We start from the raw sequence: 20,939 nt of genomic DNA on the forward strand, positions 1-20,939 counted from the left end.
CGTTCGCGTGCACGGCGAGGGACGGGGAAACGGTGCGGGACGGAGGAGCGGCGAGGGACGGGGAAACGGTGCGGGTGGGTCAGCGGCCGAGGTCCGCGGGCCAGAGGGAATACTGCTCCTCGTGGTTCACGACGACACGGTGATTCATGTCTTCTCCAATGCTTTCCGCATGCTTTCCGTACGAGAAAGAGGGCGTCCCGGAACAGCCCCTTTGGGCAAGGTGAATTCACCCGCGGGCGGCCGACTCGGCGCACGGAAACGGAGACGGCGAAACGGTGACCCTTTCACGCGCGACGATTCGGGCCGACGGCCCCGACCGGATTTCGGGGGAACTGGATTCCACGTCGGTCGTATCGTGGGGAGGCCCGCGCAGGCTCCTCACATGGTGTCGCTCGCGGCGTTCCACTGTGCCATCAGTTCCAGTTCTTCGTCCGTGACCAGGGAAACGTCCGAAATCGGCACGGACGGATCGGCCGCCACCGCGGTGACGAAATGCAGGAGATGCTCCGCGAACCAGGCCATGGTCGGGTGGTCGAACAATGCGGTGGCGTAGACGATCCTGCCGGTGAGCCGTGAGCCGTGGTCGTGGACGTGGCATTCCAGGTCGAACCGGGTGGTGACGGTCTCGCCGCCGAACTCGGTGACGTCGAGGCCGTCGAGCCGCAGCGCGCCGGGCTCCGTCCCCGTCTCCCGGGTGAGCAGGTTGAACAGCACCTGCACAAGGGGGTTGCGGCCGAGCTCCCGGGTCGGCGTCAGGTGCTCGACCAGCTGCTCGAAGGGCAGCTCCTGGTGGGACATGCCGTCCAGGGCGCTGTCCCGGACCCGGGCGACCAGGTCGGTGAACGCGGGGTCGTCGTCGAGGCGGGCCCGCAGCGGCAGGGTGTGCGCGAAGAACCCGATGAGGTGCTCAAGCTCGCGGCGGTCCCGCCCGGCCACGGGCACGCCGACCAGCAGGTCGGACGTGGCGGCGTGCCGGGCGAGGACGGCCTGGTAGGCGGCGAGCATCACCACGAACAGGCTGGCCGACTGCTCGCGGGCCAGCTCCCGCAGCCGGTCAGCGGTGGCGGCGGGCACCTCGAACGGCACTTCCCCGGCGGCGTGCGATGCCACCTCGGGCCGCGGGTGGTCGCCGGGCAGTTCGAGGACGGTGGGCGCGCCGTCGAGCTCCGCGCGCCAGTGGTCGAGGTGCCCGCGCAGCCGGTCGGCGGTGAGGTGCGCCCGCTGCCAGGCGGCGAAGTCGGCGTACTGCACGGGCAGTTCGGGCAGGTCGGGGCGGCGGCCCGCGCGGAGCGCCGCGTAGCACTCGGCGAGCTCGCGGGTGAACACGCTCAGCGACCAGCCGTCGAAGGCGATGTGATGGACGGTCACCGCGAGGACGTGGTCGGCCGGGGCCAGGCGCAGCAGTTCGGCGCGCAGCAGCGGTCCCGCGGCGAGGTCGAACGTGCCCTCCGCGGCCGCGGCGATGAGCTCCCGGGCCCGCGCTTCGGCGTCGGGCAGCGCGCTGAGGTCCTCGAACCGGATGGCCGGGGGTGCGTCCTCGACGAGTTGGTACGGCTCCCCCTTGTCTGCGGGGTAGCGGGTGCGCAGCGCTTCGTGGCGGTGCGCGACGGCGGCGAGCGCGGCGTCCAGCGCGCCACGGTCCACTTCGCCGCGCAGGCGGTGGGCCCACGGGATCGTGTACGCCGCGCTGTCGGGCTGCAGCCGGTCGATGAACCAGATGCGGCGCTGCCCGAAGGAGAGTTCGGGGCGCTCGGCCCGGCGGGATGTGGCCAGGGAACCGGTCCTGCCCGCCCGCCCCGCGAGGCGGAGGCGCAGCAGTTCCTCTCGGTCGGGGCTGTGTTTCCTTCGCAACGTAGAAGACTCCCAGGAAGACGAAACGAACCCCTCGGGAAGGCAGCCAAAGGAGGCCCCGGCAATTGATCGGGGCAGAACGCACCTGTCGTCGATGGGTACTGGAATCGGCTGATACAGGAAACAGCGGGTGCAGGAAACAGCGAGTACGAGAATCGACTGGTGGTAACGACTCGGCCAGTCTGGGCAGTTGCCATCGACACTGTCAACACTTCAACAAAAGCGGAGGACTTCCCTCCGTATTGAAGGAATGGCATGGTCGTCCACCTCTCGCGCCCACCACCGGACGTGGCCCGCGATACCCGAAAGACACATGCTTGACAGCCTTTCCCGGCCTGGTCCAAGCTTTCATGAGTCGGTGATCAACATACACATCCGGCGCCCCGGTTCCGGAATCGTGAACCCCACTTCACCACCCTATTGACATGGCTCGGCTTTTGCGTTGGGCAAGGTGCGGCAGTTCAGCCCCAGAAATCGTCAAATAGAGGGGCGCGGTACGTGCACAGAACCCGAACCGACGAGGAGGGTCCGTTGAAGGGCTATCCCGCTGACCCGGATCCGTATCCGAACTACCGCTGGCTGCGGGAGAACGCCCCGGCCTGCCCGATGGGCGGCGGCACGGACGAGGAATCCACCTGTTTCGTCACCTCCTACGAGCTGGTGCGCGCGGGGCTGCTCGACTCCCGGCTCAGCTCCGACCCGCGCAACGCCGCGGGCGCGGACCCGTCGGCGCCGGCCGACCGCAGCGTCCTGGACACCGACCCGCCGGACCACGGCCGGATGCGCCGCGTGGTCAACCCGGCCTTCAGCCTCACCGCCGTCGACGCCCTGCGCCCGCGGATTGCCCGCGCCTGCCGGGAGGCGATCGCCGCCTTCGCCGGACGCGGGCACGCCGACCTGATGGCCGAGTACGGCCTGGTCGTCCCCGTCGCCGTGATCCACGAGATCCTCGGCGTCCCGCCGGAACAGCGCGCCGACCCGGCCGAGTTCCTGGACCGGTTCTGGTGGGCCGGAGCGGCCCGTGAACCGGAGCCCGCGGCCGTCGAGTTCGTCGACGCGTACGTGACCCGCATCCTGGACTACAAGCGCGCCCACCCGGGCGACGACGTGACCACCGCCCTCCTGCGCGCCCTCGACGAGGGCGAGCTGCACGACGAGTCCGAACTGCGCGGCATGGTCACCGCCGTGCTGGGGGCCGGGCACATCACCACCGTTCCGCTGGTGTCCGCCGGGGTCGTACGCATGCTGCAGCACCCCGAGCAGTTGGCGAAGGCCCTGGCGGAGCCCGCGCGCTGGGCGGACGTGGTGGAGGAACTGCTGCGCCACGACTCGGTCATCCAGGTGTCCACCAACCGGTACGCCCTGGAGGACGTCGTCGTCGGCGGGGTGCCCGTGCCCAAGGGCGGCACGGTCCTGATGTCGTTCGCCGCCGCCAACCGCGATCCGGCGCGCTTCGACGACCCGGACGCCTTCGACATGGACCGGCCCCGGGGCGGCCACCTCGCCTTCGGGCACGGCACCCACTTCTGCCTGGGGGCGCATCTGGGCCGCGCCGAGGCGGAGATCGCGCTCGGCACGCTCTTCGAGGCACTCGGCGACGTGCGGCCGGCCGTGGCGGCCGACGACATCGTGTGGAGCTTCGGCCCCATGCTGCGCGGTCCCGCCGCGATCCCGGTGACCTTCACCCCGGTGGCGGCCCCATGACGAGGAACACGAGCACGCCGACCGTGGTCGCCCGGTTCGAGGACCGCGCGCGCCTGCACCCCGACGCGCCCGCCGTGATCTGCGGCGCCGAGCGGCTGACGTACGCGGAGCTCAACGCCCGGGCCAACAGCGTCGCCGCGGGCCTGCGGGCCCGTGGCGTCCGCGCCGAGTCCCGCGTCGGGCTGTGCCTGGAGCGCACGGCGGACCTGCCGGTGGCCCTGCTCGCCATCGCCAAGTCCGGCGCGGCGTACGTGACGTTGGACCCACAGCAGCCGCGCGACCGCCTGGTCCTCCTGGCCGAGGACGCCGGGGCCGCGTGCGTCGTGGTGGAGCCGGAGGCACCGCCGGGATGGCCGATGCCCGCGCCGACCCTGAAGGACCTGTCCGCAGGGTCGGACACGAACCCGCCTCTCGCCGCGGGACCCGCCAACGCCCTGTACGTCGTCCACACCTCCGGTTCCACCGGGCGCCCCAAGGCCGTGGTGATGGAGCACGGCCCCACCGCCCGGCTGATGCGCTGGACGGAGCGGCGCTACCGCCTCGACGGCTGCGTGCTCCAGTACTTCCCGGTCACCTCGGACGTGTGCAGCTACGAGTTCCTGTCCACCTGGTGGGCCGGCGGCTGCGCGGTGATGGCCGAGGAGTCCGACCGCTTCGACGCCGCCGCCCTCGCCGAACTCGTCCGCCGGCACGCCGTGGACACGGTGCTGCTGCCCGGCGCCGTCCTGGAGGAGCTGGCCCGGCTCGCGCGGCGCAAGCCCCACCACCTCGCGAGCGTCCGCCAGATCGTCACGACCGGCGACCGGCTGACGGTGAGCGAGCACCTGCGGTCCCTGTGCGCGGAGCCGGAAGACGGCGTCGTCCTCGACAACCAGTGGGGATCCACCGAGGTCAACGTGGTGACGGCACTGCGCCTCACCGGCCCGCCCGGCGACTGGCCGGGCACGCCGTCCATCGGCTCCCCGGTGTCCGGCGGGAAGATCCACGTACTCGACGAACGGCTGCGCAGGGTGCCGGTCAATGTCCCGGGCGATCTGTACGTCGGCGGCGGGCAGTTGGCGCGCGGCTACCTGGGGCGGCCGGACCTGACGGCCGCGTCGTTCCTGCCGGACCCGTTCACGGACCGGCCGGGCGGGCGCATGTACCGGACGGGCGACCGGGGGCGGTGGCGGCCGGACGGGACGCTGGAGTTCCTGGGGCGCGCGGACTTCCAGGTGAAGATCCACGGATACCGCGTCGAACCGGGCGAGATCGAGGGCGTGCTGCGCGACCATCCGGCGGTCGGCCGCGCCGCCGTCACGGCCGCCCGCGCCACGGACGGCGGCGTGCGGCTGACCGCCTACGCTGCGCCGCCGCCGGGCGAGGACGCCCCCGGCCCTTCCGACCTCCTGGACTTCCTGCGCGCCCGGCTTCCCGCCCACATGGTGCCCCGCGTCTGTGCCGTCCTTGACCGGCTGCCGTCCACCTCGACCGGCAAGGTCGACCGCAAAGCCCTGCCGGAACCCGCGGCCGAGGCCGACGGGCCCGCCCCGCCGCGGGACGAGACGGACCGCCGGATCGTCGCCATGTGGCAGGAGGTCCTTGGGCGCGCGGACATCGGGATCCGGGACAACTTCTTCGACCTGGGCGGCCATTCGCTGCTCGTCCCCCAGGTCGTGCTCCGGGTCAACCGCGACTTCGGCGTCTCGCTGTCGCTGCGCGTCCTGTTCCGCTCCCAGACCGTGCGGGCGCTGGCGGACGAGGTGCGGGCGGCCCGGGCCGCCGCTGCGGAGGCGCGTCCCGGGCCGGTCGCGCAGGACCACCCCGACAGGGCCGGCGCGCAGGACCGCCCCGAGACCACCCCGGCGCAGGGAGCCCTCGATGGACCTCGTTGACCGGTTCCACCAGCAGGTGGGCCGCACCCCCGACGCCGTCGCCCTCGTCGACGGCGGTCACCGGATCACGTACCGCGAACTGGACGCCCGCGCGAACCGGCTCGCCCACCGGCTGCGGGACCACGGCATCGGCGCGGAGGACGTCGTCGGCTCCTGCCTGCCGCGCGGTCGGCAGGCCCTCACCGGGCTCCTGGCGATCATGAAGGCGGGGGGCGTCTATCTGCCGCTCGACGGTTCGTATCCGCACGACAGGCTGGCGCACATGGTCGCCGTCTCCGGGGCACGCCTTGTGCTCGGCCCCACCGGGTTCGGCGTGCCCGCGCTGCAGCCCGCCCCGGAAACCGGCACCGACGCCGACGCCCCGCCGTCGATGACCGCGCCCGAGCGCCGCTCCTCGCCGGACGGCGTCCTCTGCGTCATCTTCACCTCGGGCTCGACGGGGCGCCCCAAAGGCATCGGCCTGCCGTCACGGACCATCGAGAACGTCGCCGACTGGGCGATGCGCGTCCCCGGCCCCCGTATCTGCGCCCAGTTCTGTTCGCTGGGCTTCGACATGTCCCTCCAGGAGATCTTCGGCTCGCTGCTCGCGGGCGGCAGCCTCGTCACGGTGTCGGAGGAGCAGCGCAAGGACCCCTTCCTCCTCCTCGACCTGCTGGAACGCGAGCGGGTGAAGCGGCTCTACCTCTCCCCCAGCTTCCTGCGGCAGCTCGCCGGCGCCCATCTGAGCCGGGCGGACCGCCCCCGGCTCGCCCTGCGCGAGGTGATCGCGGCGGGCGAGCCGCTGCGCGTCACCGACGAGGTACGCCGCTTCCTCACCGAGGCGGGCGCCGCGCTAGAGAACCAGTACGGGCCCTCGGAGACCCACCAGGCGACGGCCAACCCGCTGCCGGGACGGCCGGACGACTGGGCCACCGACCCCGCCCTCGGCGCCCCGATCCCGGACGTGACGATCCACCTCCTCGACGACCGGCTGCGCCCCGTGCGGGAGGGCGAGGTGTACATCGGCGGGCGCGGCGTCGCCCGTGGGTACGTCGGCCAACCCGCCCTGACCGCCGAGCGTTTCGTGCCCGACCCCTTCGCCGGAGCGCCCGGCGCGCTGATGTACCGCACCGGCGACCGGGCCCACCGCGCCCCGGACGGCCTGGCGTTCCTCGGCCGCGTCGACGACCAGATCAAGGTGCGCGGCTTCCGCGTGGAACCCGCCGAAACCGAAGCGGTCCTTGCCGGCCACCCGCAGGTGAAGGAGGCCGCCGTGGTGGCGCGCCGCACCCCCGAGGGGGCGTGGCGGCTCGACGGCTACGCGGTCGGCCCCGCGAGCGCCGCGACGCTGCGCGCGTACCTCGCGCACCGGCTGCCCGACCACATGGTCCCGGCGACGGTCCAGACCCTCGACCGGCTGCCGCTCAACCAGAACGGCAAGGTCGACCGGGCCGCCCTGCCCGCACCCGGTGACCGGCACCTCGACACGCCGTACACCGCGCCGGGCAACGACCAGGAACGCGTCCTGTGCGCGATCTTCGCCGAGGTCCTCGACGTACAACAGGTCGGTGTCGACGACGAGTTCATGGATCTGGGCGGCAACTCGCTGTCCGCCGCCCGCGTCGCCACCCGCATCGTCGGCGAGTTCGGTGTCCGGCTGCCGGTGAGCCTGGTCTTCCGGGAGGCGACGGTGCGCGGGCTCGCCGTGGCCGTCGAGGACGCCATCGTCGCGGAGATCGAGGGGCTCGGCGCGGCGGAAGTCGAGGCGCTGCTGACACCGGAGAAGGACGCATGACCAGCTGGAGGCACCGCATGACCGACCGGAGGTACCACATGACCGACCGGAGGTACCGATGCGCATCGGAGTCATGATCCTGCCCGCCCAGTCCTGGCGGGAGTCCGCCCCGTACTGGCGGGCCGTCGACGAGATGGGCTTCGACCACGCCTGGACGCACGACCATCTCGCCTGGCGCGAGCTGCTCGACCGGACCTGGTTCGCGGCCCTGCCCACCCTGACCGCCGCGGCCGCGGTGACCGAGAGGGTGCGGCTCGGCACCCTGGTGTGCACCCCGAACTACCGGCACCCGGTCACGCTCGCCAAGGAGGCCGTCGCCCTCGACGACATCTCCGAGGGACGGATGATCCTCGGCCTCGGTGCCGGAGTGGACGGTCCTGACGCGCGGGTGCTCGGCGAGCCGGCGGTGGACAACCGCACGCGGACCGCCCGGTTCGCGGAGTTCACCGACCTCACCGACCGGCTGCTGCGCCAGGACGTGACGGACTTCGCCGGGAGTTGGTACGTCGCCGAGGGGGCGCGGATGTTCCCCGGCTGCCGCCAGCGGCCCCGGCTGCCGCTGGCTGTCGCCGCGACCGGACCGCGCGTCATGCGCACCGCCGCCCGGTACGCGGACATCTGGATCACCAACGGCATCTCGCCGGAGCCGGGGCTGCGGGCCCCCGTCGTGGACTCGGCCATCGTGCGCAAGCAGATGGAACGGTTCGACGAGGCGTGCGCCGAGGCCGGCCGCGACCCGGCGGCGGTCGCCCGGCTCGTATACCACGGCGACCGCACGCACCCCGCGCTGCGGTCCGTCGACGCGTTCACCGAACTCGCCGGGCGCTACGCCGAACTCGGCGTGACGGACCTTGTCGTTCCCTTCCCCCGAGCCGAACCCCCGCACCAGGTCGACCCCGCCGTCCTCGAACGGATCGCCACCGACGTGCTGCCCGCGCTGCAGGCGCGCTCGAACCGAACAGAAGGGTAAGTCCCATGTCCGCCATATCGGATGCCCACCCGGATCACCTCGGCACCGTGCGCAACGCGCTGGCCCACTACCACTCCGGCGTGCAGGCCGCCGCCCGGCACCTCACGGCCCGGCGGGCGTCCGGAAACCCCCTCCCGGTGCCGCTGACCCTGCCGGAGGCCGACGAGGCCTTCACCCGCTTCACGGACGTCACCGACCTCGTCCTCACCCGGCTCGACGAGGAGTTGTACCTCCTCGACCTGATGCGCAGCCCGGGCACCCGGACCACCAAGGCGTTCGCCTCGCTGACGATGGTCGCCCGCGCCGTGGACCACATCCGGCGCACCGGCGAGCGCGTCGTCTTCCTCACCCCGACCTCCGGCAACAAGGGCAGCGCCCTGCGGGACGCCGTCGCCCGCGCCTACGCCACCGGGTTCGCGAGCCCCGACGAGCTGCGCGTGGTGATGGTCGCGCCCGCCGCGTCGACGTCCAAGCTGCGCGGCGGCCCGCTGTCCGAGGACTCCGCGCTGCGCGGGGCCAACCCGGTGGCGCTCGCCGACGTCGACGCTCCCGCCGGGGTGAAGGACCTCGCCAAGGAGGTCGTCGACGAGTACGCCGAAGAGGCCCTGTCCGGCACCGGCTTCCGCTGCTGGTACACCCTCGACCTGGACAACTACCGGGTCGCCGACTCCGTACGCGCCTTCGCCGAGGCCGAACTCCTGCCGCTCACACCGGACTCGCCGCCCCGCTGGCACGCGCACGCCGTGTCCAGCGCGTACGGGCTGCTCGGCTACCACCTCGGGCACCAGGTCCTCACCGACGGCCTGTACCCGAAGCTGGCCGCGCCCGCCCGGCACCCGGGGTTCTTCCTCGTCCAGCAGCTCGCCACGCCCGACATGGTCGTCAGCGCCCTCGGCCGGGACGTCCCCCGCTACACCCAGGACCCTGACGCCGCGCTGTGGCGGCAGAGCGGCGACCCGGCGTTCCCCGCCGTCACCGACGACCCGGCCGAGGTCCTCGACCCGACCTTCTACACCAAGAAGCCGGTCACCTCGGCCGACATCGATCCCCTGATCGCCCGGCACGGCGGCGGCGGGGTCGTGGTGTCACGGCGCGAGTGCCTCAACCGGTTCGACCGCGTCCGGGGCCTCGCCGCCCGCGCGGGCGTCGCCATCGACGGCGATCCCGCGCGGATCCGCGAGTGGTCCCTGGTCAAGGTGCTCACCGGCATCCTGGTCGCCCGCGAGCGCGGTCTCGTCCCACCGGGCACCCAGATCGTCGCGCACGCCTCCGGCTACTACACGGACGAGACGATCCCGCCGCTGCCCGTCGAGCACACCGAACCGGTGCGCACGGCACCGGAGTTGGCGAAGGTGCTCACCGCAGCGGTCTCTGCGTGATCCTGAACGCGCTGGTCGAGGAGGGCCGCTACCGCTGGCACAACAGCGCCGACCCACGTCTCGTACGCCTGCACCACACCGTCGACCGGCTCACCGCCCTGCGCCCCGGGGTGACCGTCTCGCACCCCGCGGGCGCCGGGCCCACCCTCGCGTACGCCGGTCTCGGCGCCGGACTCGACCACGTGCTGCCGTTCCTGGAGCAACAGCGCGGCCCCACCGCGCGGCGGGAGCAGCGGCGCACCACCTGGGCGCGGCTCGCCGCCCGCGGCGTGCCCGAGGCGGACCTGCTCGCCGTGGGCTGCCCGCCGGGCCGGACGTTCCGGCCGCCCGCCCGGCAGCCCACGGTCGTCGCGCCCTTCCGCGTCGGCCTGGTGGTGCCCCTGGACCACGACCGCCCCGACCGCGCGGCCGTCCCGGCCCGGCTCTCCCGCAAGGCCCGGCAGCAGTACCAGCGCGAGCAGCGGGCGCTCGACCGCACCCTCGAAGTGGCCACCGCCCGGGAGGACTTCACGTTCTTCTACGACCGGATGCACCGTCCGACCATGGACCGCAGGCACGGCGCGGCGACCCGCTCCGTGCCCAAGAAGACCGCCTGGTACGGCCTGTTCCGGCACGGCGTGCTCTTCTTCCTGCGCGAGCAGGGCCAGCGCGTCGCCGGGATGCTGTGCCGCCTGGAGCCGGACGCGCTGGTCCTGCGCCTCGCCGGGGTGCTCGACGGCTCCGAGAGCCGCTACCGCTCGGGGACGTACGTCGCCTTGTACGTGTCCATCCTGGAGTGGGCCGAGCGGGAGGGCCTTTCGCGGGTCGACCTGTCGGGCGCCGAGCCGTTCCTCAGCAAGGGCATCGTCCAGTTCAAGCGCAAGCTGCACCCTCATGTGGCGCCGCCCGCCACGCACTTCGCGGGCAAGCGGCTGTGGCTGTGCGTGCGCCGGGACACCCCGGCCGTACGGGACTTCCTGGTCGCCAACCCCGTCCTGGCCGAGGCGCGGGGCGGGCTGCGCGCGACGTACTTCCACGACCGCGACCGGCCGCCGCGGACGGGCCTGCGCTGGCGGACCGGCGGTGTCGTGGACGCCACCGAGGTCGATCTCGATGTGTTCCTGAAAGGATTGCCATGTGCGGAATCGCGGGCTGGGTCGACTTCACCCGGGACCTGAGGACGGAGCGCCCGGCCGTCGAGGCCATGACGGCCACGCTGAGCCGCCGCGGCCCGGACGCCTCCGGCACCTGGCTGTCCGCGCACGCCGCGATCGGTCACCGCAGGCTCTCGGTGCTCGACCTCGAAGGCGGGCGGCAGCCGATGGAGGCCGCCCGTGCGCCCGGCCGGCCGCCCGTCGTCCTCACCTACAGCGGCGAGGTCTACAACTACCGTGCGCTGCGCGGGCAGTTGACCTCACGCGGCCACACGTTCACCACCGAGTCCGACACCGAGGTGGTGCTGCGCGCCTTTCTGGAGTGGGGGGCGGGCTGCGTCGACCACCTGGCGGGGATGTACGCGTTCGCCGTCTGGGACGCCGAGCGCGAGGAACTGCTGCTGGTCCGCGACCGCCTCGGCGTCAAGCCGCTCTACTACCACCCGCTCCCGGGCGGCGTGCTGTTCGGCTCCGAGCCCAAGGCGCTCCTGGCCAACCCGCTGTTCCGCGCGCGGATGCGGCTCGAAGCGCTGCCCGTCCTGTTCAACCCCCGGCTGCTGATGCCCGGGGAGACGCCGCTGAGCGATCTTCACCAGGTCCCGCCGGGCCATCTCGTGCGCGTCGACCGGGCCGGCGTCCACACCACCCCGTACTGGCGGCTCGTCAGCCGTGAACACACCGACGACGAGCCCACCACGACGGCCCGTGTCCGCGAGCTGCTGACCGGGATCGTCTCGGAGCAGATGGTCGCCGACGTGCCCACCTGCGCGCTGCTGTCCGGCGGCCTCGACTCCAGCGCCGTCACGGCGCTCGCCGCCGCCGAGCACCCTCACCTCACCTCCTACTCCATGGACTTCGAGGACGGCGACACCGACTTCCGGCCCACTCCCCTGCGTCCGGAACGCGACGCGCCGTACGCCCACGCCGCGGCGCGGCACATCGGCACCGAGCACATCGAGGTGCTCCTTGACCCGGCCCGGCTCGCGGACGCCGTCCCGGCCGCGCTCGCCGCGCGCGACCTGCCCAGCCTCGGCCAGTTCGACACCTCCATGTACCTCCTGTTCGCCCGGGTCCGGGAGCGCTTCACCGTCGCGCTGTCCGGGGAGGCCGCGGACGAGGTGTTCGGCGGCTACCCCTGGTTCTTCGACCCGGCCACCGTCGACCGGGACACCTTCCCCTGGTTGGGCAACGGCCCCCGGCTCACCGACTGCCTCGCCCCAGACGTCCGCGCGCGCGTGCGGCCCGAGGAGGACGAACACGACCGCTACGCCACCCTCCTCGCCCGCACGCCCCGCCTGGACGGCGAGACGGGTCTCGAGGCGCGCATGCGCGAGGTGCTGTACCTCAGCCTCCAGGGCCCGCTGGCGTACCTCCTGGACCGCAAGGACCGGATGAGCATGGCCGTGGGCCTGGAGGTACGGGTGCCGTTCTGCGACCACCGGCTCCTCGAGTACGTCTGGAACGTGCCGTGGAAGATGAAGACGGGCGACGGCCGGGAGAAGAGCGTGCTGCGCGCGGCGGTCGCCGACCTGCTGCCCGCGTCCGTGCTCGACCGCCGCAAGAGCGCCTACCCGGCGACCTTCGCGCCCGCGCACGGCGCCCGGGTCCGGGCCGAACTCGACACGCTGCTGTCCGCCCCGGACTCCCCCTTGGCCGGGCTCCTCGACGCGACGGCCGTCCGACGGCTCGGCACACACAGCGGCCCCATGATGGCCGTCGCCGACACGCTGCACCTGCTGCTGCCCCTGATCGAGGTGGACCGCTGGATGCGGGACTACGGCGTCACGGTGGAGTGACGGCCACCCGGGCCAACGGCCGTCCGCTCTGCGGAGGTTGCCCTGCCCCGAAGAACCCGCCTAGTCGCGGAAAGCCGTGGTCGCCTCGAGCGCGGCCCGCTCGGTCGTGACCCGGTTCACCGGCGCGGTCTCGTCGGCGTAGCCGAAGGAGATGCCCACGAGCAGCTTTCCTCCGGTGACGCCGAGTTCGGCGCGGACGGTGTCGGCGTAGAAGCTCAGCAGCCCCTGCGGGCAACTGTCCACGCCGTACGCGGTCATGGCCAGGAGCAGCGTCTGCATGTAGGCGCCGACATCCGCGGCAAGGCGCGCTCCGCCGTCACCGGTGACGAACAGGAACGCGGCGTGTGGCGCGCCGTAGAACCGAAGGCTCTCCGCGTCGTACGCCGCACGTGCCGCGTGGTCGTCAAGGCCGATGCCCAGCGCTCCGTACAACTCGGCGCCGAACTCGGCCCGGCGCGTCCGGTGCACCCGCGCGTACATGTCCTCGGCATACGGAACGTCCACCGAGTGGCGCTTCTCGGCGTGGGCCGCCTGCAAGGCGTCCGCCAGGCGCGCACGCGCCGCGCCGCTCACCACCTCCACCTGCCACGGCTGCGCGTTGGAATTGGACGGCGCCGCGCCGGCCAGCGAGAAGATCGCGCGCATCGTGTCCGCGGGCACGGCCTCCCGGCGGAACGCACGGGTCGCGTGCCGGCCGCGTATCAACTTCTCCGCGCAGCCACTCAGCTCGGTGGGATCCAGCCTTCTCATGGAACGCTCCTCGGCGACGATTTATGTAAACGGGATCGTGTACTTAAGGTCGATGCTAGCGGACCGGCCCTGCCGAAGTAAACGCGTACGTATACTTGCCGCGTGGGCACGACGACTACGGCATCTCGACGGCGGGGGCGTGGCGGCCGGGAGCGCATCCTGGCCGCCGCCGCCCAGCTGTTCGCGACCCAGGGGATCAACGCGACCGGCATGGAACAGGTCGCGGAGGAAGCACCGGTGTCCAAGCGCACGCTCTACGCGCACTTCCGGACCAAGAGCGACCTGGTCGTCGCCCACCTCCAGGACCTCGCGTCGTCGGGCGCCACCCTGGAGAGCGCGCTGACCCGCGAGGACGTCACCCCACGGGAGCGGATCCTCGGCCTCTTCGACCAGCCCGCGCCGGACGCGGCCCCGGTACGCGGGTGCCCGTTCATCGATGCCGCCGCGGAGTTCCCCGACCCGGCGAGCGCGGTCCACTCCTACGCCCGCGAACAGAAGCTGCGGATGGTGGCGCTGGTCACCGCACTGGTGACAGAGCTGGGCTGCCGCGAACCCGCCGCCCTCGCCGAACAGCTGGTGACCCTCGCGGACGGGGCGGCCAGTCGCGCCATGGTGCTGGGCGAAGCGGACTACGGCCGGCACGCGCGGGCAGCGGCGGAGATCCTCCTCGATCGCACTCTGCCCGGACGCACTCGCCCTCGAGTGCGCTGAGCCCCGGCGGTCAGGCCGCCGGGCTGTCGTCCTCCCGGATGGAGTCACCGGCGAGCGCGTCCGCCCGGTCGAGGTGGTCGCGGCGGCCGAGCAGTTCCCATCGCTGGAGCGCGAGCGGCACGTTGCCCTCCTGCCACAGGCGGCGGTGGAAGTCGGCGAGGGCGACGTCGCCGGGCAGCTCCGCGATCAGTTCGTTGATCTGGAGCTTCCCCACCTGGTAGCTGAGCGCCTGTCCCGGGGTGCCCGCGAAGAACACCGCCTCCTCCCAGGCCGTCCGGCGGTCGGCCAGCACGACGTCGAGCCGGTCCGTCGCCTCCTCGATGCTCAGGTCGCCCGCCGCCAGGCCGATGTCGACCTCCGCACGCACGGCCCGCAGCCGGAGGAACCCGGCGATCGTCAGCGCGCTGTGCGGGGCGTCGTCGAACATGCCCGCCGCGAGCAGCAGTTCCTCCTGGTGGAAGGCGATGCCCTCGTTGGGCGTCGAGTCGTAGAAATGCCTGCGTACGAAGTTGGGGTGCTGCCACGACAGCGCGATCTGCTGGGCGTGCACGCCCTCGTGGCAGATGCCGAGCCGGGGGTCGAGCGCGTCGGCGTACGGGAAGTAGGGCAGGCCGGGGTGCGGCCGCGGCACGTACCGCACGGCGTCCTCGTCGGCGCGCGTGCGGGAGGTGAGGTCGTCGGGCACGCCGAGCCACGTCAGCGGCGCGAGGTGGGCGGGCATGTCGGCGAACCGGTACCTGCGCAGGTCCTGCGGGTCGCGGAAGAGGCCGCGGTCGGCCAGGAAGGCGCGCATCTCCCGTTCGGCGGCCTCCTGGCGGGCGATCTGCTCGGCCGCGGTGGACGGCAGGGCGGCCGGGGGCAGGTCGCGGTGGCGCGCGCGGAGCACCTGCTCCAGGGCCGTGGCCCGGTCCCACTCCTGCCGCGCCATCTCCCGGATACGTTCCGGACGGTGCGGAAGCAGTGCCACCCGGTGGAGGAGGTGGCTGAGGTCGCCGGCGGGTGCGCTCTCCTTGAAGCCGGCCTCGGTCCGGGCGTCGGCGAGCCAGTTCCGGTAGCCGACGAGCGCCCGCGCGGCGGTCTCGGTCACTTCGGGCAGGGCACGCGCCCGGTCAGGGGGTAGCTGCGGGGCGAGAGCCCGCATGCTCGTCGTCAACTGCTCCTCGGCTCCGTCGAGTTTGCGGACCGCCGACCGGGCGAACGGCCGCTCCGCGTGGCCCGCGAGGTTCTCCCGCGCGTGCCGCAGCGTCTCGGGCACCCGGCGCAGTTGGCGCAGCACCGCCTCGGCCCGCTCCCCGGCGAACGGCCGCCGGTCGAGCAGGAGGCAGTACAGGGGCCCCAGTGCCTGGTCGATGTAGAAGCACGGGTTGCGCTGCCAGCCGCGCAGGTGGTCGAGCTCCCAGCGCACCCGCGCGAGGGCCGAGCCGAGCAGCCGCGCGTCCACGGCACCGGGTCCATCGGGGGCGGCCACGGCACCGGGTCCGTCGGGCGCGTCCACGGCCCGGGATCCATCGCGGGCGGTCCGCCCACCCGCCGACCCGAGCAGGACCTTCTCGAGCTCCCCCTCGAACTCCCCCAGCCTGCGGCCCCGTTCCCGCACGGCCTCGGCGGACCAGTCCGCCACCCACCCCGAAGGCCGCTCCACGCGCGGCAGATCGTCCTCCGAGTCGGGCTGGGTCTCCTCCCGCCAGGCCCAGAACCTGGCTGCCAGTTCGGCTGTCCCGCTCACGCTCGTCCTCGCGCCATCACGTCGCGCCTCCCCCAAGCAAGTGTCCCTGACACATGCGTCCTACCCCACTCCGTGGCCCCATCCACCTCACCCTCCACCTCACCGCAGTCAGCGGCCGCCCGTCCGCACCAAGCACGCGGCGAACAGCTCGTCCCGGCCGGCCACGCCCAACTTGCGGTAGACCGACTTGAGATGATCGTTGGCGGTGTGTACCGACACGCCGAGCCGACGGGCGATGTGCTTGACCGGCAGCCCGTGAAACGCGTACTTGATCACGTCCCGCTCCCGGGGCGTGACCCCGTACCACTCCGCGATGGCCGGAAGCAGCGCGTCGGCCGTCGCGGGCTGAATGGTGATCACGTTGCCCTCGTCCCCGTTGTCGCCGAGCGGCTGCGCGTGCAGGGTGGCCCAGCCGCGCGGGGTGAACAGCCGGCTCACCGCCGTGCCGTCCGGCGCCCTGCGCGCGGTGTGCGTGATGTTGCACAGCGCGGTGAACAGCGCCTCGTCGTCGAGGGGTTGCGACGGGTCGGGGACGTACGCGCGCAGCCACTCCCGCGCTCCCGGGGTGACCGCGCGGACCGTGTCGTCCGCGCCCACGATCACCACGCCCGGTGGCCCGCCGTGCGCCGCGATGCGCAGCGGCCTGCTCGCCACGAACGCCCGCAGCGCCGCGGCGAGCGGCCCCGCCAACTGCTCCGCGTGCGCGATCTCGGCCAGTGAGAACGGCCGGCTGCGCCGCTCCCGCAGCAGTACGACACCACCCCACGCCCGGCCGCCCAGGGCGAGCGCGATCCGCATCTCGCTGCCCATCCCCTCGGCGCGCATGATGTCGTGCAGCCGCGCGCAGTACCGGTGTTCATGGACGCCGGTGCTCAACACGCCCACCGGCGTTGGCCCTTCGAACAGGGCCGCGAAGGGGAACGCCTCCTCGGGCCGCCCGAACTCCCGCTCAAGACCGCGCAGGGACTCCGCCCCGTAACCGCGCCGCGCCACATGGAACGAGGACGCCCCGCTGACGGGGTCGAGGCCCATCAGGTGATACCCGTCGTGCGGCACGCGCCGGCCCACCTCCGCCGACACGGCCGCACCCAACTCGCCCAGCGTCGCCGCCTCGGCGGCCAACGACGGCAAGACCGACCCGTTCCCACCAAGGAGCACGCTCACCCGGTGAGTATGGCGCGGCATTCCGCCGCGGACCACGGAATTCCGGACGTCGTCCCGCTCCTACCCCGGAGGTAATCGACACCGGAACCGGGGTCTGGAAAGGTCCAGATCATGACTTCCACCCAGGCACAGCAGCACGACGGAGACGCAGTGGTACGGCGGCTGAAGGAAGAGGCATTACGGCGGATCGAGGCACGCCACAAGGTCGACCTGGCCCCCGGGGCGGTGGCCCGGGACGCCGGGGTCGACGCGCAGGACGCGGCGCGGCACTTCCCGGACGAGGAAGCGCTGATGTCCGCGCTGATCGTGGGTGCGTACAACGCCGTCGCGGACAGCGCGGAGGCCGCCGCCGAGGCGGCCGTGGCGGCGGGAGCCGATCCCCTGCGGCGCTGGGTCGCCATCTGGCAGGGCGTACGGGAGTGGGCCGTGGCCCATCCGGAGGAGTACGTCATGCTCTGGGGCCGCCCGATTCCCGGGTACACCGCCCCGCCGGAGACCGTGGAGGCGGTCGGCCGCATCGTGGGGGCGATGGTGGCCGTCCTGCGCGACGCCCAGAAGGCGGGCGAGCTCACCGAAGACCGGCCCGGCGAGGCGGCGTTGAGCGCCGGCATGCTCCAGAACGTCGAGGCGCTCGGCTCGGGGCCGCTGGAAGGCCTGCCCAGCGGCGTGATCGCCCGCATGTTCGTGGTGTGGACGCAGCTCCACGGCATGGTCGGGTTCGAGGTCAACAACCACCTCGCGGCCGTCGCGGTCGACCCCGTGTCGGTCTTCGAGTACGGCGCGGGGGCCATGGGCGAGTACATCGGGCTGCGTCGCCGGGCCGGTCAGTGACGGGTCGGTCAATGCCGGATCGTTCGATAGCGGGTCGGTGAACCGGGCGGGCAGGGCGGCGGTGACGGGCTGAGCGCGACGTGCCCGTCCCGTGCCCGCCTCCTGCCCGCTCAGGGCACCACCCTCACCCCCACATGCACCAAACGCACGTGTCCTACCATGCGTTCCATGCCGGACGCATCGCCTCGCCCCGAGCCGTTCACGCCGCGGACCGAGCCCGCGGCGATCGAGGACCTTCGCGCGCGGCTGCGCGCGACGCGCTGGCCGGACTCGCCCGAGGACGCCGGGTGGTCGCTCGGCACCGACCTCGCCTACCTCCGCGAACTCGTCGCCTACTGGGCCGACGGCTTCGACTGGCCGGCGCAGGAGGAGGCGCTCGCCCGGCTCCCCCGCTTCCGCGTCGGACTCGGCGGCCTCGGGATCCACTTCGTGCACACCCGGGCCGTCGCCCCGGCCGGGCCCGTGCTGCCGCTGGTCCTCGGCCACGGCTGGCCGGACTCGTTCTGGCGGTACACGAAGGTCGTCCCGCTCCTCACCGACCCCGGCGCGCACGGCGCCGACCCCTCCGACGCGTTCGACGTGGTCGTGCCCGACATGCCGGGCTACGGCTACTCCGACGCCCCGACCGGCCCGCCCCTGGACGCCATCGCCGTCGCCGGCCTGTGGGCCGACCTCATGGGCGTCCTCGGTTACGAGCGGTTCGGCGCGGCGGGCGGGGACATGGGCAGCCACGTGAGCCGCTACCTCGCGCTCGACCACCCCGACCGGGTCGTGGCGGTGCACCGCACGGACGCGGGCCTGCCGCGCTACACCGGCGACCCGGCCGACCTCACGCCGGAGGAGCGGGCGTGGATGGAGGGCGCCGCGGCCTGGGCCGGCGCCGAGGGCGCGTACGCCGCCCTGCACAGCACGAAGCCCCAGACCGCCGCCTTCGGGCTCACCGACTCACCGGCCGGACTCGCGGCGTGGATCGTCGAGAAGCTGCGGGCGTGGAGCGACTGCGGCGGAGACGTCGAGCGGAGCTTCACGAAGGACGAGATCCTCACGAACGTCACGCTCTACTGGCTCACGGGGACCATCGGCTCGTCGATGCGCACGTACCGTGCGAACGCCGCGATCCCTCCCGAGCAGCACGCCCGCCGCGTCGAAGTGCCGTCCGGCTTCTCCCTCTTCGCCGGCGACGTCGTCCGCCCACCCCGGGCGTGGCTGGAGCGCACGGCCAACGTGACCCGCGTGACCGAGCCCGCACACGGCGGCCACTTCGCCCCGTTCGAGGAGCCCGAGCTGTACGCGGAGGAACTGCGGGCGTTCTTCCGCCCGTACCGGGCGGCGGTGACGGGCTGACCTGGGCGTGGCTCAGCCCGTCTTGCGCGCCACGCCCCCGTAGAAGCCGATCTCGCCGGACCGCGGCGGTGGCGGTGTGTCCGGGCGCCAGAACGGGACCTGGGCCAGGCCGGGCTCGACGAGGTCGAAGCCGTCGAAGAACGGCTCGACCTCGGTGCGGGAGCGCAGGTTCAGGGTGGCGGTGGCCTTGTTGTAGACGGCCTGGGCCGCACTGCGATCGGCGAAGTCACCTGTGGCGTGCGAGAGCACGAGGAAGCTGCCGGCCGGCAGCGCGTCGCGCAGGTCTGCCACGATCTGCCGGGGATGCTCCGCGTCGGTGAGGAAGTGGAGGACCGCGACGAGGAGCAGGGCGACCGGCTCGTCGAAGTCGATGACTTTACGGACGTCCGGGTGGTCCACGACGGCCTGCGGGTCGCGCAGGTCGGCCAGCACCGTACTGCTGGCACCGGAGTTGCTGAGCAGTGCGTTGGCGTGTGCGTGCACGATCGGGTCGTTGTCGACGTACGCCACGCGCACGTCCGGCGCCACCTCTTGGGCGGTCTCGTGCACGTTCGGCGAGGTGGGCAGCCCGGTGCCGATGTCGAGGAGCTGGCGGACGCCGCTGCCGACGACGTGGCGGACGGCGCGCTGCAGGAAGGCGCGGTTGGCCCGCACACCGATGCGCGCCTCCGGTGCCGCGGCGGCGAGTTCGTCGCCCGCCTGTCGGTCCACCTCGTAGTTGTCCTTGCCGCCCAGCAGGTAGTCGTAGATCCGCGCGGGGTGCGGCCTGGTGGTGTCGATCCCCTGGGCCACGACCTTGTCCCGCCTCACACCGCACTCCTCTCGACGCCCGTCACGGCTCCCTGGTCCGCGTACGGAGGAGAGCAGCCTTCCACATCAACTTCCTTGCGCACGAACGCCGTTCCCGGTGACGACGGCCAGTGACGGAGTTTCTCGGGGTTGCGTACCACCCAGATGTGCTTGATCCGGTCGTCCGCGACGTCGAACGCGAACACCGTCACGGTGACGTCGTCCTGCTGAGCCACGAGACCGGGCCGGCCGTTGACCGTACGCTCCAGGAACGTCATGTTGCCGGGCCTCCTGCGGGCGATTTCGACCCAGGCGTGCGCGATCTGCTCACCGCCTTCGATGGGGTGCAAGAAGGTCGTGGCGAGGCCGCCGCCGTCAGCGATCGCCGTGGCATCGGGGTCGAGCAGGCCGACGAGGGCGTCGATGTCCTTGGCTTCCCATGCCTGCTTGAAGTCCCTGACGATGCCGGCGCGCCGGGCCGCCGAAGTCGCGGAAGGCCCCGAGGCCCGGACGCGGCGGCGGGCCGAGGAGGCCAGCTGGCGGCATGCCGCCGGGGTACGGCCGACGATCCCGGCCACTTCGGCGAAGGAGTGGCAGAAGACGTCGTGGAGGATGAACGCGACGCGTTCAGCCGGGGTCATCGCTTCGAGCACGACCAGGAAGGCCAGGTCGACCGACTCGTCCAGGGTGACCCGGTCGGCCGGGTCGACGGTGCTGCCGTCCAGCCGCCCCGTGCTCCACTCCGAACGTTCGGGCAGCGGCTCGGGGATCCACGCGCCCACGTAGGTCTCGCGCCGGGCCCGGGCGGAGCCGAGCAGGTTGAGGCAGATGCGGCCGGCGACCGTCGGCAGCCAGGCCGCCGGGCATTCGATGGCGTCCTGCTGCTGCGGGGACATGGCGTACCAGCGGGCGTAGGTCTCTTGGACGGCGTCCTCGGCCTCGGCCAGGGAGCCCAGGAGCCGGTAGGCGACATTGAGCAGCTGACGCCGCTCGCTCATGATCGCGTCCTGGCCCGGATCGGGCCGGCCCTGTCCTGGCTCGGATCGGGTGGTCATGGTGCCGACGGCTCCCTCGGTCGCAACTGCCCTCATCAGTACGACAAGACAGCGCACCGGAATGTGAGTCCGGCGCGTCACCTCACAT

At 72.8% G+C, this 20,939-nt stretch carries 17 protein-coding genes; 10 read left to right on the forward strand and 7 right to left on the reverse strand.

What is annotated here, in order from left to right; all coding sequences use genetic code 11:
- Positions 1–79: 79 nt before the first annotated feature.
- Complete coding sequence (locus tag AC0KTA_RS03110; RefSeq protein WP_481056294.1) at positions 80–226, reverse strand: MbtH family NRPS accessory protein; 147 nt, start codon at positions 224–226, stop codon at positions 80–82.
- Positions 227–378: 152 nt separating this feature from the next.
- Positions 379–1,851, reverse strand: coding sequence for a condensation domain-containing protein (locus AC0KTA_RS03115; RefSeq protein ID WP_481053525.1), 1,473 nt, complete (start codon positions 1,849–1,851; stop codon positions 379–381).
- A gap of 498 nt (positions 1,852–2,349) precedes the next feature.
- Between AC0KTA_RS03115 and AC0KTA_RS03120 the strand changes: the two genes are divergently transcribed.
- Genes AC0KTA_RS03120 through asnB form a run of 7 tightly spaced genes read left to right on the forward strand, consistent with a single transcriptional unit; the run spans position 2,350 to position 12,481 of the window.
- Positions 2,350–3,555, forward strand: a complete 1,206-nt coding sequence (locus AC0KTA_RS03120; protein WP_481053526.1) for a cytochrome P450 — start codon at positions 2,350–2,352, stop codon at positions 3,553–3,555.
- Positions 3,552–5,429 (forward strand): non-ribosomal peptide synthetase, encoded by a 1,878-nt coding sequence (locus tag AC0KTA_RS03125; RefSeq protein WP_481053527.1) that lies wholly within the window; start codon positions 3,552–3,554, stop codon positions 5,427–5,429. The genes AC0KTA_RS03120 and AC0KTA_RS03125 overlap by 4 nt, the downstream gene beginning before the upstream one ends.
- A complete protein-coding gene (locus AC0KTA_RS03130; RefSeq protein ID WP_481053528.1) occupies positions 5,416–7,203 on the forward strand; it encodes a non-ribosomal peptide synthetase in 1,788 nt (595 codons plus the stop codon). Before AC0KTA_RS03125 ends, AC0KTA_RS03130 begins: the two co-directional genes overlap by 14 nt.
- A gap of 58 nt (positions 7,204–7,261) precedes the next feature.
- On the forward strand, positions 7,262–8,173 hold the full coding sequence (locus AC0KTA_RS03135) for an LLM class flavin-dependent oxidoreductase (protein WP_481053529.1): 912 nt from the start codon (positions 7,262–7,264) through the stop codon (positions 8,171–8,173).
- A gap of 5 nt (positions 8,174–8,178) precedes the next feature.
- The gene (locus AC0KTA_RS03140; protein ID WP_481053530.1) at positions 8,179–9,552 is read left to right on the forward strand and encodes a DUF6002 family protein; all 1,374 of its coding nucleotides are present in this window, start codon (positions 8,179–8,181) and stop codon (positions 9,550–9,552) included.
- Positions 9,549–10,709, forward strand: a complete 1,161-nt coding sequence (locus AC0KTA_RS03145; RefSeq protein WP_481053531.1) for a GNAT family N-acetyltransferase — start codon at positions 9,549–9,551, stop codon at positions 10,707–10,709. The genes AC0KTA_RS03140 and AC0KTA_RS03145 overlap by 4 nt, the downstream gene beginning before the upstream one ends.
- The gene (asnB, locus tag AC0KTA_RS03150; protein WP_481053532.1) at positions 10,667–12,481 is read left to right on the forward strand and encodes an asparagine synthase (glutamine-hydrolyzing); all 1,815 of its coding nucleotides are present in this window, start codon (positions 10,667–10,669) and stop codon (positions 12,479–12,481) included. Before AC0KTA_RS03145 ends, asnB begins: the two co-directional genes overlap by 43 nt.
- Before the next feature lie 60 nt (positions 12,482–12,541).
- Here the strand turns inward: asnB and AC0KTA_RS03155 are convergent, their stop codons facing one another.
- Positions 12,542–13,231, reverse strand: coding sequence for a nitroreductase (locus tag AC0KTA_RS03155; RefSeq protein ID WP_481053533.1), 690 nt, complete (start codon positions 13,229–13,231; stop codon positions 12,542–12,544).
- Between the two features lie 102 nt (positions 13,232–13,333).
- Here AC0KTA_RS03155 and AC0KTA_RS03160 point away from each other — a divergent pair, with 102 nt between their 5' ends.
- Complete coding sequence (locus AC0KTA_RS03160) at positions 13,334–13,942, forward strand: TetR/AcrR family transcriptional regulator (protein WP_481053534.1); 609 nt, start codon at positions 13,334–13,336, stop codon at positions 13,940–13,942.
- A gap of 10 nt (positions 13,943–13,952) precedes the next feature.
- On the opposite strand, the gene AC0KTA_RS03165 is transcribed toward AC0KTA_RS03160, so the two are convergent.
- Both AC0KTA_RS03165 and AC0KTA_RS03170 read right to left on the reverse strand, forming a co-directional pair.
- On the reverse strand, positions 13,953–15,668 hold the full coding sequence (locus AC0KTA_RS03165) for a DUF885 family protein (RefSeq protein ID WP_481053535.1): 1,716 nt from the start codon (positions 15,666–15,668) through the stop codon (positions 13,953–13,955).
- A 108-nt stretch (positions 15,669–15,776) separates the two neighbouring features.
- On the reverse strand, positions 15,777–16,832 hold the full coding sequence (locus AC0KTA_RS03170) for a helix-turn-helix transcriptional regulator (RefSeq protein WP_481053536.1): 1,056 nt from the start codon (positions 16,830–16,832) through the stop codon (positions 15,777–15,779).
- Positions 16,833–16,943: 111 nt separating this feature from the next.
- Between AC0KTA_RS03170 and AC0KTA_RS03175 the strand changes: the two genes are divergently transcribed.
- Complete coding sequence (locus AC0KTA_RS03175; RefSeq protein ID WP_481053537.1) at positions 16,944–17,663, forward strand: TetR-like C-terminal domain-containing protein; 720 nt, start codon at positions 16,944–16,946, stop codon at positions 17,661–17,663.
- A 168-nt stretch (positions 17,664–17,831) separates the two neighbouring features.
- Positions 17,832–19,007, forward strand: coding sequence for an epoxide hydrolase family protein (locus AC0KTA_RS03180; protein WP_481053538.1), 1,176 nt, complete (start codon positions 17,832–17,834; stop codon positions 19,005–19,007).
- Between the two features lie 12 nt (positions 19,008–19,019).
- On the opposite strand, the gene AC0KTA_RS03185 is transcribed toward AC0KTA_RS03180, so the two are convergent.
- Positions 19,020–19,817, reverse strand: coding sequence for an SAM-dependent methyltransferase (locus tag AC0KTA_RS03185; RefSeq protein WP_481053539.1), 798 nt, complete (start codon positions 19,815–19,817; stop codon positions 19,020–19,022).
- Positions 19,814–20,851: an RNA polymerase sigma factor SigJ gene (sigJ, locus tag AC0KTA_RS03190; protein WP_481053540.1), complete on the reverse strand. Its 1,038-nt coding sequence runs from the start codon at positions 20,849–20,851 to the stop codon at positions 19,814–19,816. The genes AC0KTA_RS03185 and sigJ overlap by 4 nt, the downstream gene beginning before the upstream one ends.
- Positions 20,852–20,939 lie beyond the last annotated feature (88 nt).

The sequence above is a fragment of the Streptomyces sp. Y309 genome, assembly GCF_056712025.1.

Coding starts and splice junctions, on each gene's coding strand:
- AC0KTA_RS03125 (WP_481053527.1), top strand. CDS start 3,552: ATGACGAGGAACACGAGCACGCCGACCGTGGTCGCCCGGTTCGAGGAC.
- AC0KTA_RS03130 (WP_481053528.1), top strand. CDS start 5,416: ATGGACCTCGTTGACCGGTTCCACCAGCAGGTGGGCCGCACCCCCGAC.
- AC0KTA_RS03135 (WP_481053529.1), top strand. CDS start 7,262: ATGCGCATCGGAGTCATGATCCTGCCCGCCCAGTCCTGGCGGGAGTCC.
- AC0KTA_RS03140 (WP_481053530.1), top strand. CDS start 8,179: ATGTCCGCCATATCGGATGCCCACCCGGATCACCTCGGCACCGTGCGC.
- asnB (WP_481053532.1), top strand. CDS start 10,667: ATGTGCGGAATCGCGGGCTGGGTCGACTTCACCCGGGACCTGAGGACG.
- AC0KTA_RS03155 (WP_481053533.1), bottom strand. CDS start 13,231: ATGAGAAGGCTGGATCCCACCGAGCTGAGTGGCTGCGCGGAGAAGTTG.
- AC0KTA_RS03175 (WP_481053537.1), top strand. CDS start 16,944: ATGACTTCCACCCAGGCACAGCAGCACGACGGAGACGCAGTGGTACGG.
- AC0KTA_RS03180 (WP_481053538.1), top strand. CDS start 17,832: ATGCCGGACGCATCGCCTCGCCCCGAGCCGTTCACGCCGCGGACCGAG.
- sigJ (WP_481053540.1), bottom strand. CDS start 20,851: ATGACCACCCGATCCGAGCCAGGACAGGGCCGGCCCGATCCGGGCCAG.